Source organism: Alteriqipengyuania flavescens (assembly GCF_030406725.1).
GTDB lineage: Bacteria > Pseudomonadota > Alphaproteobacteria > Sphingomonadales > Sphingomonadaceae > Alteriqipengyuania_B > Alteriqipengyuania_B flavescens.
Genome location: NZ_CP129107.1, coordinates 912,090 through 925,617, shown reverse-complemented (window position 1 = coordinate 925,617; position 13,528 = coordinate 912,090). Strand labels below are relative to the sequence as shown.

The 13,528-nt window shown below is 66.8% G+C and carries 15 protein-coding genes; 12 read left to right on the top strand and 3 right to left on the bottom strand.

What is annotated here, in order from left to right; translation table 11 throughout:
- Positions 1-10: 10 nt before the first annotated feature.
- On the top strand, positions 11-1,708 hold the full coding sequence (locus QQW98_RS04870; RefSeq protein WP_290136414.1) for a long-chain-fatty-acid--CoA ligase: 1,698 nt from the start codon (positions 11-13) through the stop codon (positions 1,706-1,708).
- Between the two features lie 77 nt (positions 1,709-1,785).
- Here QQW98_RS04870 and QQW98_RS04865 read toward each other — a convergent pair whose 3' ends face one another.
- Positions 1,786-2,184 carry a bactofilin family protein gene (locus QQW98_RS04865; RefSeq protein WP_290136413.1) on the bottom strand — a complete coding sequence of 133 codons (399 nt, stop codon included), beginning with the start codon at positions 2,182-2,184 and terminating at the stop codon, positions 1,786-1,788.
- 4 nt (positions 2,185-2,188) lie between these two features.
- Positions 2,189-3,265, bottom strand: a complete 1,077-nt coding sequence (locus tag QQW98_RS04860; protein ID WP_290136412.1) for a M23 family metallopeptidase — start codon at positions 3,263-3,265, stop codon at positions 2,189-2,191.
- Between the two features lie 348 nt (positions 3,266-3,613).
- Here QQW98_RS04860 and QQW98_RS04855 point away from each other — a divergent pair, with 348 nt between their 5' ends.
- From QQW98_RS04855 to QQW98_RS04805, 11 genes are all read left to right on the top strand, one after another.
- Complete coding sequence (locus tag QQW98_RS04855) at positions 3,614-4,276, top strand: nicotinate-nucleotide adenylyltransferase (protein ID WP_290136411.1); 663 nt, start codon at positions 3,614-3,616, stop codon at positions 4,274-4,276.
- Positions 4,277-4,384: 108 nt separating this feature from the next.
- Positions 4,385-4,771, top strand: coding sequence for a ribosome silencing factor (gene rsfS / locus QQW98_RS04850; RefSeq protein WP_290136410.1), 387 nt, complete (start codon positions 4,385-4,387; stop codon positions 4,769-4,771).
- A gap of 44 nt (positions 4,772-4,815) precedes the next feature.
- On the top strand, positions 4,816-5,238 hold the full coding sequence (locus tag QQW98_RS04845; protein ID WP_290136866.1) for a 23S rRNA (pseudouridine(1915)-N(3))-methyltransferase RlmH: 423 nt from the start codon (positions 4,816-4,818) through the stop codon (positions 5,236-5,238).
- Positions 5,239-5,242: 4 nt separating this feature from the next.
- Positions 5,243-6,463 (top strand): murein hydrolase activator EnvC family protein, encoded by a 1,221-nt coding sequence (locus QQW98_RS04840; protein WP_290136409.1) that lies wholly within the window; start codon positions 5,243-5,245, stop codon positions 6,461-6,463.
- A gap of 115 nt (positions 6,464-6,578) precedes the next feature.
- On the top strand, positions 6,579-7,940 hold the full coding sequence (locus tag QQW98_RS04835; RefSeq protein ID WP_290136408.1) for a S41 family peptidase: 1,362 nt from the start codon (positions 6,579-6,581) through the stop codon (positions 7,938-7,940).
- A gap of 24 nt (positions 7,941-7,964) precedes the next feature.
- Positions 7,965-8,441 (top strand): disulfide bond formation protein B, encoded by a 477-nt coding sequence (locus QQW98_RS04830; RefSeq protein WP_319023303.1) that lies wholly within the window; start codon positions 7,965-7,967, stop codon positions 8,439-8,441.
- The gene (locus tag QQW98_RS04825) at positions 8,438-8,968 is read left to right on the top strand and encodes a demethoxyubiquinone hydroxylase family protein (RefSeq protein WP_404800867.1); all 531 of its coding nucleotides are present in this window, start codon (positions 8,438-8,440) and stop codon (positions 8,966-8,968) included. Before QQW98_RS04830 ends, QQW98_RS04825 begins: the two co-directional genes overlap by 4 nt.
- 113 nt (positions 8,969-9,081) lie before the next feature.
- A complete protein-coding gene (locus tag QQW98_RS04820) occupies positions 9,082-9,726 on the top strand; it encodes a hypothetical protein (RefSeq protein WP_290136407.1) in 645 nt (214 codons plus the stop codon).
- A 76-nt stretch (positions 9,727-9,802) separates the two neighbouring features.
- Positions 9,803-10,942: a non-hydrolyzing UDP-N-acetylglucosamine 2-epimerase gene (gene wecB / locus QQW98_RS04815; RefSeq protein ID WP_290136406.1), complete on the top strand. Its 1,140-nt coding sequence runs from the start codon at positions 9,803-9,805 to the stop codon at positions 10,940-10,942.
- Between the two features lie 70 nt (positions 10,943-11,012).
- On the top strand, positions 11,013-12,320 hold the full coding sequence (wecC, locus tag QQW98_RS04810; RefSeq protein WP_290136405.1) for a UDP-N-acetyl-D-mannosamine dehydrogenase: 1,308 nt from the start codon (positions 11,013-11,015) through the stop codon (positions 12,318-12,320).
- Between the two features lie 11 nt (positions 12,321-12,331).
- The gene (locus QQW98_RS04805) at positions 12,332-12,706 is read left to right on the top strand and encodes a hypothetical protein (RefSeq protein WP_290136404.1); all 375 of its coding nucleotides are present in this window, start codon (positions 12,332-12,334) and stop codon (positions 12,704-12,706) included.
- A 10-nt stretch (positions 12,707-12,716) separates the two neighbouring features.
- On the opposite strand, the gene fabI is transcribed toward QQW98_RS04805, so the two are convergent.
- Entirely contained in the window at positions 12,717-13,520 is an 804-nt protein-coding gene (gene fabI / locus QQW98_RS04800; RefSeq protein ID WP_290136403.1) for an enoyl-ACP reductase FabI, read from the bottom strand.
- Positions 13,521-13,528: the final 8 nt, after the last annotated feature.

Sequence of the window (13,528 nt, the reverse complement as noted above, 5' to 3'; positions counted from 1 at the left end):
TTTAATTGACATGACTGTCAATAAGGCCGCGCCCGAACATCCTGCCGCATCCGATTACCAGCATCCCGGTAACTGGGACCTGGACCTGCCGCCGCTCACCATGCCGGAGATGTTCCTCGGCAGCGCGGCAAGGCGCGGCGATGCGCCGCTGGCGGATTTCATGGGGCGGCGCTTCTCCTATTCGGACATGGCGCGCGAGGCGCGGCGCTTCGCCGCCGGCCTGGCGGAGCGCGGAATCGGCAAGGGCGACCGCATCGGCTTGTTCCTGCCCAACGTGCCGATCTACATCGCCGCCTATTACGGCACGATGATCGCCGGGGCGATCGCAGTGAATTTCTCGCCCCTCTACACGGTCGAGGAATTGTCCGACCAGGTCGAGGATTCGGGCATCACCCTGCTCGTCACCATCGACAGCGCCGCGGTTCTGCCAACGGCGCTCAAGGTGCTGGACGCATCGTCGCTCAAGGGCCTCGTCGTCGGGCGGCTGGCCGATGCGCTGCCCACCGTGAAGAGCCTTGCACTGCGGCTGCTCGGCCGCAAGCAGCTGACCGCGATCCCCGACCGCGCCGATGTGCACCACTGGGCGGATTTCCTTGGCTCGCAGGAAGCGGATCCGGTCGCGCTGGACGCCGAAACCGACCTTGCGCTGCTGCAATATACCGGCGGCACCACCGGGCGGCCCAAGGGCGCAATGCTCAGCCACCAGAACCTGACCGCCAACGCGCGGCAGGTGAACGCGATCGACCCGTTCGATCCGGAAGACCCCGACGTGATCTTGGGCGTGCTGCCGTTCTTCCACGTCTTTGCCAACACCTGCGTCCTCAACCGCACCGTGCTGAAAGGCGGGATGATCGCCATGCTTCCGCGCTTCGATGCGAAACAGGCGCTCAAGACGCTGGAGCGGGTCAGCGCGACCAGCTTCCCCGGGGTGCCGACGATGTACCAGGCGCTGCTCGACCATCCGCAATTCGCGAAGACCGATTTTACCTCGCTGCGCATCTGCATTTCGGGCGGCGCCCCGATGCCTGCGCCGGTGCAGGAGAAGTTCGGCGCGGCCACCGGTGCGCGGCTGGTCGAAGGCTATGGCCTCACCGAAAGTTCGGGCGTGGTCTCGACCAATCCCTACGAAGGCGAGAACCGTAGCGGCACGATCGGCCAGCCGCTTCCGGCGACCCGCGTGAAATTGCTCGACAAGGAAAATGCGGAGCTGGACGCGCCGGCAGGCAAGCCGGGCGAACTCGTCATCGCCGGGCCGCAGGTCATGTGCGGATACTGGAACCGGCCCGATGCGGACGAGACCGCATTCGCCAGGCGCGGCAACGACACGTGGCTGCGCACCGGCGATGTCGCGGTGATCGACGCGCAGGGCTACCTCCAGATCGTCGACCGCATCAAGGACATGATCTCCGTCGGCGGGTTCAAGGTGTTCCCGAGCCATATCGAGGACGTGCTGCTCGAACACCCGGCGGTGAAGGAGGTGCTCGCGCTCGGCATTCCGGACGATTATCTCGGCGAGGTGCCGGCAGCCTATGTCACGCTGCAGCACGGCGACGACGCGGAGATCAGCGCGGACGGCCTGCGCGAGTGGACCAACGCCCGCGTCGGCAAGCACGAGCGGCTGAAGCTGGTGGAGATCCGTGCCAGCCTGCCCAAGACCATGATCGGCAAGCTCGACCGCAAGGCCCTGCGCGCCGAAGTGCTGGGTTAATCGGTCCAGACAAGGAAAAACCCCGCCGGGTTGCGGCGGGGTTCCTCTCCAACTCGTGGAACTGGTGCTGCGGCGGTTCAGCCGGCCAGTGTGATGTGCGGCTTCTCGTCGCTGCCGCCTGCCTGTGGCGCGGTCTTGGCTGCCACCGGCTGGGATCCGGCCTGCGCGAAGGTGCCCTGCACGACAGCGCCCTGTTCGATGGTCAGCGAATCGTAATGGACATCGCCTTCGATCCGCGCCGAGCGCAGGATCGCGAGGTCGCGCGCCTTGATCGTGCCGCGCACCGTCCCGGACAGGCGTGCCGTTTCAGCCTCTACGCCGCCGACGATCTCGCTGCCTTCGCCCTGCACGATGGAAGCGCAGCGGATGTCGCCTTCGACCTTGCCATCGACATGCAGGTCGACCGACGCGTCGATATCGCCGCGGACGGTGACATCGGCGCCCAGCACCGAGAAGGTGGAATTGCCGCTCGCCATGGTCCTAGCGCTCCGCTGCGGTGCGGGCGCGGCCGGCCCGTCGGACTTTTTCGAGAACATCGGGGGCGGTCTCCAGGAAGGGGCGCGGGTCGACCGCGCGATTGTTGATGCGCACTTCGAAGTGAAGGTGCGGGCCGGTCGAACGGCCGGTGCTGCCGATCGCGCCGATGCGGGTCCCGGCCTCGACCGCCTGGCCGACGCGTGCGCCGAAGGCGGACATATGGGCATAGCGGGTCATCAGGCCGTTGCCGTGGTCGACTTCAACCACCTTGCCATAGCCCGACTTGGTGCCGACGAAGCTGACGCGGCCGGCGGCGGCGGCATAGATGGGCGAGCCCGTGGGGCCCTTGAAATCGAGCCCGCTGTGCATTGCGCCTGCGCCGGTGAACGGATCGCGGCGATAGCCGTAGCTGGAGGAGACCATCGGACCCTTGGTGGGCGAGACCTGCGGGATGGCGCGCAGCCCGTCTTCCAGGGCGCGCATGCGGGCAAGGCTGAGGCCGAGGCGCTCGAAGCGCGGATCGACGTCGCCGGCGGAAATGAACGGACCACCCTGTGCGGTCTGCGCGTCGGCGAGCATGGCGCGCGGGTTGAGGCCGAGTTCGCGGATCGCAGCCTCGGCTCGGCGGGCGCGCTGGTCGGCGAAGCGGGTCATGCGTTCCGCCAGCGCGATCTGGCGCGCTTCGATCTTCGCCAGCGCTGCGGCTTCCGGGATGGACGCGCTGATCTTGTCGACCAGTTCGGCGGCTTCGGTGCTGGAATCGCTGACCGTGTCGGCTTCCGACTTCACGTCGTCGGGCAGGGCACGGCTCATCTCCTCGAGGAAATCCTGCCGGCGCTCCAGCGTCTCGGCGACCTCGTCCACGTTTTCGCGATAGGCTTCGATGCGGCTGCTGGCGGTGGCGACTTCCGCCTCGCGCTCCAGCAAATGCTGCTTGTTCGCCTGCTGCATGTACTGGTCGATGGCCATGTAGCCCATCGAACCCAGCCAGGCGCTGGTGGCGACCACCGCAACCGATGCGGCGACCATTTGCAGCTTTGAACTGATCTTGATGAAGCGGACCTGTCCCTCGGATCGCATGAAGAACTCGCGATCCGGAAACCAGCTCCGCAGGCGGTCTTTGATGCCGCCCTTGGCTGAGTTTTTCAAAGCAACCCCACGTTGTGATTACGTCCCGTCGGCGGGGCCGGTAGCATGGTTTCGGGCGTGGAGTCGGTCGGGCATGGTCACTTTCGGACGAATCGAAGCTGTTCCGCGACGAATTGTTCAAATCCGACATTTTCTGTGGGAACCATCCGCTGGAAACGTTCACATGGTTGCTATCCGGTTCACTTTCTCTCCCCCGAATTCGCCAATCGGCGGGCCCTTTGCTAGGTCCGTCGCGAAGCCGCCTTGCGGAGGAGCCAGTCGCTTGATTCCCAATCGGAAATGCCTGTGAAATGCGCGTCGGGCCAATGGACTGGCTTGCTCGGCGGCAGCTTCAATCCGGCACATGGCGGCCACCGGCGAATTACCCGATTCGCCATGTCGGCCCTCGATCTCGACGAGGCGTGGTGGCTCGTTTCGCCCGGAAACCCGCTGAAACCGAAGGCCGGGATGGCGCCGCTCCACGCGCGCGTGGCCTCGGCGAAGCGCCAGGCGCGGCGCGCGCCGATCAGGGTCACGGCGATCGAGCGGCAGCTTGGTTCCCCTTATACAGTGGACACGCTGCGCACACTGGTGCGGCACTATCCCAAGCGGCAATTCGTGTGGCTGATGGGGAGCGACAATCTCGCCCAGTTCCACCGCTGGCGCGACTGGCGGGGGATCGCGCGGACGATGCCGATTGCGGTCATCGCCCGCCCCGGCTATGACGGGGATGCCCTCGCGAGCCCCGCGATGGCCTGGCTGCGGCGCCACCGCGTGACTGCCGCCGGTTTGCGCGAAGCCTGCCAAGGGAGCCTGCCCGCCCTCGTGTACCTGCGGTTCGATCCGGACACTCGCTCGGCAACGGCTATCCGCCGCTCGAACCCGTACTGGCACCGGCAATATGCAGGCAGTACCCCGCGCGATTCACTGACATTCGATCCGATCGGAGGCGCTGCGGAATGAGCGCCCCTATCGCTCGCGACTCCACATTCCCGACCGGAGGCCTATATTTCCGCGATGAATATTGCGCATACCACCGAAACGGGCGCCCACGGCGCCGGCACCGCCACCATGACTGATACTGCGGCCGGAACCGACCCGATCGAGGCCGAGGCGGGATCGCTGCACGAGCTCGTCATCCATTCGTTGGACGAGGACCAGGCGCAGGAAGTCGTCTCCATCCCGCTCGAAGGCAAGAGCTCGATTGCCGACCATATGGTGATCGCTTCGGGTCGCTCGACGCGGCAGGTCGCCTCGATGGCCCAGAAGCTGGCGGAGCGGGTGAAGAAAGGCGGCTTCGGGCCGGCGCGGATCGAAGGCTTGCCGGCTGCCGACTGGGTGCTGATCGATGCGGGCGACGTAGTCGTCCACCTCTTCCGCCCGGAAGTGCGCAGCTTTTACAACCTGGAACGCATGTGGGGCTTCGGCGAAGAAGGCCCCACGATGGGCCGCGCCTGATTTCCTGAGCCTTTTACGATGAACTGGGGGAAACCCGCGCCGTGATGCAATTGCACGTCGTTGCGCGGGGCAAGATTGCCCGTTCTCCCGAAGCGGAACTCGTCGATCGCTATGCAAAGCGGATCGCCTGGCCTCTGAAACTGACCGAATTGCCGGAAACGGGCGGCAAGGTGGCCGAGCCGCCGAGCCCGTTCCGCACCGTCCTGCTCGATGAGCGCGGGCGCGACCTTTCCTCCGAAAAGCTCGCCGACGTGCTCGGCCGGTGGCGCGACGACGGGGTACGCGAGGCGCGCTTCGTGCTCGGCGCGGCGGATGGCCATTCCGATGGCGAGCGGGCGGAGGCCGACCTGCTGCTCGCTTTCGGCAGCGCGACCTGGCCGCACCTGCTGGCGCGGGCGATGCTGCTGGAACAGCTTTTCCGTGCCACCTCGATCCTTGCAGGCCATCCCTATCATCGGGCAGGGTAGCGCCATGTGGCGCACCGTCCTGTTCCTTGCCGTTATCGCCGCGCTGGCCGCAGGCGGGTGGAGCTTGCGCGCCGATGCGCAAGGCACCGGTGTCGCCAACGCGGGCGACGCGCGCGAAGCACTCGCCCGCGCCCGCGAACAGGGTCGCACCGCCGCCGCGCGGGCGGAAAAGCTTGAGGCCGAGGCTGCGAGTGCACGGGATGCCGCCGCCCGCACCGCACGCGAAAGCGCGGCGCTGGCGGCCCGGATCCAGCAAAGCGAAGCGCGCATCGCCGCTGCTGAAGCGCGGCTCGCCCTTCTGGCCCGCGAGCGCGCCCTCCTGCGCGGGCGACTGGCGGAGCGGCAGCAGCCGGTCGTGCGTTTGACCGGCGCCTTGCAGCAATTCGCCCGCCGCCCGGTCGCGGTGTCCGTCCTGCGCCCCGGATCGCTGAAGGAAGCGGTGTACCTGCGCGCGATGCTCGCTTCCACCATTCCCGAAGTCTCCGCCCGCACGGCGGACCTGCGCGCCGAAATCGAGCGCGGCCGCGCGCTGGAGCGCGAGGCACGGCAGGCTGCCGGCGTGATGCGGGCGGGCGAAAGCGAGCTTGAGGAAAGGCGGCAGGAACTCGCCGCGCTGGAAACGCGCCAGCGCCTCGCCTCGCGCGACAAGACGGGCGCTGCGGCGCGCGAATCGGACCGCGCGCTGGCACTGGCCGAAGAAGCCCGCAGCCTCGATGCGCTGGTCGGCCGGCTGGAAGATGCCGGCTCCCTGCGCGCAGACCTGGCCGCACTTCCCGGCCCGCGCCTCCGTCCGCGCCAGCCGGAACTGGCAGAGGCGTCCGCGCCCGCCACTGCCTCGCCCTCGCCGGAAAGCGCAAGCGTGGGAGTCCCCGGTTACCAGTTCCCCGTGTCCGGCCCGATCACCACCGGCTTCGGCGCGGTCCGCGGCGGGGTGCGCAGCGACGGGCTGACATTCTCCGCTCGCGACCGCGCGCAAGTGGTCGCCCCAGGCCCGGGGCGGATCGCCTTCGCCGGCCCCTATCGCGGTTACGACCGGATCGTGATCATCGAGCACGCGGGAGGGTTCACCAGCCTCGTCACCGGCCTGCTGACGCTCTATGTCGAGACAGGCGAAGAGGTGGTGGCCGGCGCGCCGCTCGGCCTTGCCGGGACCGGGGCGGGCAATGTCACGCTGGAACTGCGTAAGGATGGCGAGACGGTAAATCCGCTGTCCCAGATCCGGTAATCGCCCACGCCTTCCTGCCCCTTTCGTGTCCCGCATCGGGCCGTCCCGGCGCTTCATCGATGGCGGGGAACGGATAAGCTGGCATTAAGCTCGGCCGCGCTATATCCTTCCGCCCATGGCAAAGACCTTCTCCGCGCGTAAACTCGCTGCCGTCGCCCGCACCGCCGCTCTCGTGACAGCGGTCGCGCTGGTTCCCGCCACCACGGCCAGCATCGCCCAGGTCGATGCCCGCGCGGGCAGCGAATTCAACAAGATGTTCGCGGTCTACCAGCGCATCAAGGCATCCTATGTGGAGCCGGTGGAGGACGAGGTCCTGGTCCGCGGCGCGATCGACGGCATGCTTGGCGCGCTCGACCCGCACAGCGGCTATATCGACGGCCAGGCCATGGAGCGGATGAACCAGCTGATCGACGGCAATTACCAGGGCCTCGGCATTTCCATCCAGATGGAAGACGGCGCGGTGAAGGTCGTCTCGCCCTTCAAGGGCAGTCCGGCCGAAGCCGCCGGCATCAAGGCGGGCGATTTCATCACCCATGTCGAAGGCGAGCTCATCTACGGCGAGGATATCGACTATGCCGTCGGCAAGATGCGCGGTCCTGCCGGCACGCCGGTCAACCTGACCATCGTACGCGCCGGCCGCGACGAGCCGATCGAGCTGACCGTGACCCGCGGGCTGATCGAACTGGAGCCGGTGACCCACGAACTGATGGCGGGCGGCATCGGCGTGGTTTCGGTCAACGAATTCAGCCGCGATGTCGGGTCCGACGTGTTCGAAGCCGTACGCCGGATGGAAAAGGAAAACGGCAGCAAGCTGAGCGGCCTCGTCCTCGACCTGCGCCGCAACCCGGGCGGCTCGCTGGACGAGGCGGTGACTCTGTCCGACCTGTTCCTGACCGAAGGCCAGATCGTGTCGCAGCGCGGGCGCAACCGGCAGGACAACGCCGTCTACCGCGCCGAAACCGCTTTCCGCGGCGACGTGGCGGCCGACGTCCCGATGATCGTGCTGATCGATGCGGGCTCCGCGTCCGCCAGCGAGATCGTGGCCGGCGCGCTGCAGGACCAGCGCCGCGCGGTCGTGATGGGCGAACGCAGCTTCGGCAAGGGCAGCGTCCAGTCGCTGCTGCCGCTGACGCGCGACACCGCGCTCAAGCTCACCACGGCGCGCTATTACACGCCCTCGGGCCGCAGTGTGCAGGAAGGCGGGATCGAGCCGGACATCAAGGTGCCGCAGCTGTCCGATCCGGACGCCGCCCAGCGCGCGCGCTTCCAGCTGCGCGAAAGCGATTTGCGCGGGCGCCTGATCAACGAAGTCGACCTCGACGAGCGCGAGCTCGAGCGCGACCGCGCGCAGGATCCGCGTTTCACCCAGACGGCAGAGGAACTCGAAGCCGCCGGGATCGACGATTTCCAGCTCGACTACGCGATCAAGACCCTGCGCCGCACCACCGGTACCGCCACCGCACGCCGCGGTAACTGATCGGTGGCCATGGGGCGGACGGGGTTGGAAACGCCGCGGGAAAAGCTTGCGCGTCGCCTGGCGCTCGGCGTGCCTGCATTGCTGCTGGGCGGCGCATTGATCGGCGAACATGTTTTCGACCTCTACCCGTGCGAAATGTGCTGGTGGCAGCGCTGGCCGCATCTTGCCGCCATCGCGCTGGCGCTGGTCGGGGCATTCGCGCCCTATCGCCGGTTCTGGATCGCCATGGCGGCGGGCGGCATCCTTACCTCGGGCCTGATCGGCGGGTTCCATGCCGGGGTCGAATACGGCTGGTGGGAAGGAATCACCGGCTGCGCCACCTTCACGCCCGACCTGTCCGGCTCGCTCGACAGCCTGAATGCCGCGCCCACCACCCGCTGCGACCAGGCGGCGTGGACGCTGGCCGGGATCAGCCTTGCGGGGTTCAACTTCCTGATCTCGTGCGTTAGCGCCCTGACGATCTTTGCCCTGCTGCTGGGCGGAAAGGCGAAAGCTGCATGACGATGGGACGTGACGAGGAACTCGACCGGATGATCCGCGTCGACCAGGCGGGCGAATTCGGCGCCACGCGGATTTACGAAGGCCAGCTCGCCGTGATGGGCAGCCGCGGACCGCAATCGGCCGAAATCCGCGCAATGGCCGCGCAGGAGGAAGGCCACCGGGAGAAATTCGATGCGCTGATGGCCCGCCGCGGAGTGCGCCCCACCGCCCTGCAGCCGTTCTGGAACGTCGCCGGCTTCGCGCTCGGCGCCGGGACCGCCTTGCTCGGCCCCGAAGCGGCGATGGCATGTACCGCCGCCGTCGAAACCGAAATCGACAAGCATTACTCCGACCAGCTCGACCGGCTGGCAGAGCGGGGCGACGATCCCGAACTGTCCGCCATGATCGAGGAATTCCGCGAGGACGAGCGCGAGCATCGCGATGCCGCGATCGCCCACGGTGCGGAAAGCGCGCCGGCCTATCCGCTGTTGTCCGGCGCGATCCGGCTGGGCTGCAAGATCGCCATCCGCCTGTCGGAGCGGATCTGACTGCCCGTATCGCCGGAACTGCCATGGGGCCTCGCGCGCTGTTTCAGCACAGGTTCACGGGGCATCGCGCCCTATTCACGCAACGGCGACCTATTCGCCACGGAGATTACGCCATGATCCGCCCGCTGCTCGCCCTCTCCGCCGCCGCCATCGGCGCCGCCGGCCTGTCCGCCCCCGCCGCGGCGCAGGACGGCGACGTGAAGATCAACCAGATCTACATCCAGGAAGGGGAGGAATGCCCCGCCTCGACCGACGAGATCATCACGGTCTGCGGCGTGCTGGAAGATCCCTACCGGATCCCCGCCAACCTGCGCCGCAGCGACAGCCCGCAGAACGAATCCTGGGGCGAACGGGCGAAAAGCTTCCAGATGGTCGGCGAATTCGGGATCATGAGCTGCAGCCCGACCGGCTCAGGCGGCTGGACCGGCTGCACGCAAAAGATGATCGAGGAAGCCTATGCCGAGAAGCGCAATTCCGATGGCGTGTTGTTCAGCCAGCTGATCGAGGAAGAGCGGCAGAAGCGCCTCGCCACGATCGATGCGGAAGCGGCCGAGGAACAGGAGCGGGTCGAAATGATCGAACGCGAATACGAAGCGCGCCTCGCTGCCGAGCGCGGCGAGCCCCTCCCAGACGAAACGCCCGATACCGGCATGATCGACCCGTCGCAGCCGGTCGAGCTGGACGCAAACGGCGGACCGGCGGAAGTCGATGCGGATGGCAACGCGGTGGACCCGGCCAGCACGCAGTTCATCGGCTGACCGCGGGTCAGGACCAATGGCAAGGCAAACCGCAGGGCAAATGTGCCCTTAACCAATCCGCGCTATGGCCCCGGCCATGACCCCTGCCATTATCCCGGCCACCACCAAGCGCATCCTCACGATTTTCGGCACGCGGCCCGAAGCCATCAAGCTGTTCCCGCTGGTCCATGCGCTGGACGCGGACGACCGCTTCGACAGCCGCGTCTGCGTCAGCGGGCAGCATCGCGCCATGCTCGACCAGGTGCTGGATATCGCCGGTATCGCACCACATCACGACCTTGCGGTGATGCAGCCCGACCAGTCGCTCGATGCGCTGACCGCGCGGCTGCTGACGGGCATCGGCGACGTGCTCGACGCGGAACAGCCGGACTGGGTGGTGGTGCAGGGTGATACGGCAACCGCCATGTGCGGCGGGCTGGCCGCCTATTACCGCAAGATTCCCGTGAGCCATGTCGAGGCGGGCCTGCGTTCCGGCGACCTGTATCATCCGTGGCCGGAAGAGGTGAACCGCAAGATCATCGGCAGCTTTGCCGCGTTGCACTGCGCCCCGACGGAAACGTCGCGCGATGCGCTGCTGCGCGAAAACGTCGATCCGGAAAGTGTCCATGTGACGGGCAATACGGTGATCGACGCGCTGCACTGGATCGTGGACCGCGTGGAGCAGGAGCCGCAGCTGGCCGCCGGCCTGGCGGATCTCGAACGGCGTTTCGCGGGCAAGCGCATCATCGGCATGACCAGCCACCGGCGGGAGAATTTCGGTGGCGGCATGGCATCGATTGCCGAGGCCGTGAAGAGCCTCGCCGCGCGCGCTGACGTCGCCGTGATCTTCCCCGTCCACCTCAATCCCAACGTGCGCAGCGTGATGAACGATGCGCTGGCGGGCCTCGATAATGTGGCGCTGATCGAGCCGCTCGATTACCCGCATTTTGCGCGCCTTCTCGACATCGCCGACCTCATACTGACCGACAGCGGCGGGGTGCAGGAAGAGGCGCCCGCGCTCGGCAAGCCGGTGCTGGTCATGCGCGAGACGACCGAACGGCCCGAAGGCGTGGCGGCGGGCACGGCGAAACTGGTCGGCACCGATGCCGACACAATCGTTGCCGAAGCATCGCGCCTGCTGGACGACGCGGAAGCCTATGCGGCCATGGCGCGGGCGCACAATCCCTTCGGCGACGGCAAAAGCGCGCAGCGCATCGCCGACCTGCTGGCGGAATAGGGCGCATCCTTACCGTTTAATTTACCTCATTCTGCGATTGATCCTCCCGAACAAACGGGAGTTTTTGGTAATGCGCGGAGAAACCGCACCCACCGTCTGCGTCGTCGGCCTCGGCTACATCGGCCTGCCTACGGCCGCGATCATCGCCCGCAGCGGGATGGACGTGACCGGCATGGATGTGTCGCGGATCGTGGTCGATACGATCAATCGCGGCGAAATCCATATCGAGGAAGTCGATCTCGACGGGCTGGTGCAGGCGGTGGTCAAGAACGGCAAGCTGCGCGCATCCACCGAAGTGGTGCCCGCAGACGTCTTCGTGATCGCGGTGCCGACTCCCTTTGCCAAGGATGGGCACCACACGCCCGACCTGTCCTATGTCGCAAGCGCCGCCCGTGCGGTCGCTTCGGTGCTGAAAGCAGGCGACACGATCATCCTTGAATCGACCAGTCCGATCGGCACGACAGAGACGATTCGCGATCTCGTGGCCGAAGCGCGGCCGGACCTGGCGATGCCGGGCCTGGCCGATGGCACGCCCGACATCGCGATCGCCTATTGCCCCGAGCGCGTGCTGCCGGGGAAGATCCTTGAAGAACTGACCCATAACGACCGCTCGATCGGCGGGATCACGCCGCGCTGTGCGCGCAAGGCGCTGTCCTTCTACAAGCGTTTCGTGCGCGGCACCTGCGTCACCACCGATGCCCGCAGCGCGGAAATGACCAAGCTGGTCGAAAACGCCTATCGCGACGTGAACATCGCCTTCGCCAACGAATTGTCGATGGTGGCGGACGCGATGGACATGGATGTGTGGGAGGTGATCCGCCTCGCCAACCGGCATCCGCGCGTGAACATCCTGTCGCCGGGCCCCGGCGTCGGCGGCCACTGTATCGCGGTGGACCCGTGGTTCATCGTCCACGGCGCGCCGGAGCAGACGCCGCTGATCCGCACCGCCCGCGGTGTGAACGACGGCAAGATCCACCACGCGATCCGCCAGGCGAGCGCGCTGGTCGATGCCCATCCGCACGCAAAAATCGCCTGCCTCGGCCTCGCCTTCAAGGCGAATATCGACGATTTCCGCGAAAGCCCCGCTCGCCTCGTCGCGGCAACGCTGGCGCGGCGTTACGGTGAGCGTGTCAAGGTGGTGGAGCCTTACGCAGAGAAACTGCCGATCGAATTCACCGACACCGGGGCGGAGCTGGTCGACATCGATACCGCGCTCGAAACCTGCGACGTGCTGGTGGTGCTGGTCGACCACGACCTGTTCCGCTCCGTGCCGCTGGAGGAACGCAGCGCCAAGGCGGTATACGACACGCGCGGCATCTGGCCTGACCAGCCGGCTGCGCAAACCCCTGCGATTGAGGAGCGGCGCGCGGCAGGCTAAGCCCTGCCGCCATGCTGGATGCGATCTTCATCCTCGGCATCGCGGCCGGGCTCTACGTACTCGTGCGGGTCGGCTGGCCGGATTTGCTGCGGCTGGTGAAGGGCACGCGGCGCGCCTTCGGCACGGTGTCGAGCCACGTGCTGGAAGACGGCGGCTTCCTGGCCGTGATCTCTTTCGAGGACGGCAGCATCCGGCGCGAGACGCGGGCCGCCTTCAATTCCGCCGTGCCCGACCCGCCGCTGGGTGCGAAGGTGCTGCTGCAATGGCCCGCCGGATACCCGCAGCTGGCGCGGCCGCGCGCGCCCTTCAAGACCGGCGTGTTCTATGTCTTCGCATTGGTGTGGATCGCGCTGTTCTACGACCTGCTGACGGGCAAGCTGCTTTAGCGACGCGCGCCTAGTCGAGCGCGATATCGGGCGCGTCTTCCTGCTTCATGCCGACCACGTGGTAGCCTGCATCGACATGGTGCGTTTCGCCGGTCACGCCGCTGGACAGGTCGGACACGAAATACAGGCCCGACCCGCCGACATCGTCGATCGTGACGTTGCGGCGCATGGGCGAATTCAGCTCGTTCCATTTCAGGATGTAGCGGAAATCGCCGATTCCGCTGGCGGCAAGCGTCTTGATCGGGCCGGCGCTGATCGCGTTCACGCGGATGTTCTGCGGGCCGAGGTCGTTGGCAAGATACTGCACGCTGGTTTCCAGCGCCGCCTTGGCCACGCCCATCACATTGTAATGCGGGATCACCTTCTCCGCGCCGTAGTAGGTCAGCGTTACGATGCTGCCGCCATCGGTCATCAGCGGCGCGGAGCGCTTGGCTGCGGCGACGAGCGAATAGGCGGAAATGTTCATCGTCATCAGGAAATTGTCGAGGCTGGTGTCGACATATTTCCCGCGCAGTTCCGACTTGTCGGAAAAGCCGATGGCATGGACGAGAAAATCCAGCTTGCCCCAGCGCTGCTCAATGGCGGCAAAGGCGCGGTCCATCGCGTCCATGTCGGAGACGTCGCAGGGGATCAGGAAATCGCTGCCGACCTGCTCGGCAAGCGGTCGGACGCGCTTCTCCAGCGCCTCCCCCTGGAACGAGAAGGCCAGTTCCGCGCCGTGCTCGTGGCACGCCCTGGCGATCCCCCATGCCAGCGACTTGTCGTTCGCCAGCCCCATGATGAGGCCGCGCTTGCCAGCCATCAAACCGCCCATATTCGCTC

Coding starts and splice junctions, on each gene's coding strand:
- QQW98_RS04870 (WP_290136414.1), top strand. CDS start 11: ATGACTGTCAATAAGGCCGCGCCCGAACATCCTGCCGCATCCGATTAC.
- QQW98_RS04835 (WP_290136408.1), top strand. CDS start 6,579: ATGGCAAAGACCTTCTCCGCGCGTAAACTCGCTGCCGTCGCCCGCACC.
- QQW98_RS04855 (WP_290136411.1), top strand. CDS start 3,614: ATGCCTGTGAAATGCGCGTCGGGCCAATGGACTGGCTTGCTCGGCGGC.
- QQW98_RS04840 (WP_290136409.1), top strand. CDS start 5,243: ATGTGGCGCACCGTCCTGTTCCTTGCCGTTATCGCCGCGCTGGCCGCA.
- QQW98_RS04865 (WP_290136413.1), bottom strand. CDS start 2,184: ATGGCGAGCGGCAATTCCACCTTCTCGGTGCTGGGCGCCGATGTCACC.
- rsfS (WP_290136410.1), top strand. CDS start 4,385: ATGACTGATACTGCGGCCGGAACCGACCCGATCGAGGCCGAGGCGGGA.
- wecB (WP_290136406.1), top strand. CDS start 9,803: ATGACCCCTGCCATTATCCCGGCCACCACCAAGCGCATCCTCACGATT.
- QQW98_RS04860 (WP_290136412.1), bottom strand. CDS start 3,265: ATGCGATCCGAGGGACAGGTCCGCTTCATCAAGATCAGTTCAAAGCTG.
- QQW98_RS04825 (WP_404800867.1), top strand. CDS start 8,438: ATGACGATGGGACGTGACGAGGAACTCGACCGGATGATCCGCGTCGAC.
- QQW98_RS04845 (WP_290136866.1), top strand. CDS start 4,816: ATGCAATTGCACGTCGTTGCGCGGGGCAAGATTGCCCGTTCTCCCGAA.
- wecC (WP_290136405.1), top strand. CDS start 11,013: ATGCGCGGAGAAACCGCACCCACCGTCTGCGTCGTCGGCCTCGGCTAC.
- fabI (WP_290136403.1), bottom strand. CDS start 13,520: ATGGGCGGTTTGATGGCTGGCAAGCGCGGCCTCATCATGGGGCTGGCG.
- QQW98_RS04805 (WP_290136404.1), top strand. CDS start 12,332: ATGCTGGATGCGATCTTCATCCTCGGCATCGCGGCCGGGCTCTACGTA.
- QQW98_RS04820 (WP_290136407.1), top strand. CDS start 9,082: ATGATCCGCCCGCTGCTCGCCCTCTCCGCCGCCGCCATCGGCGCCGCC.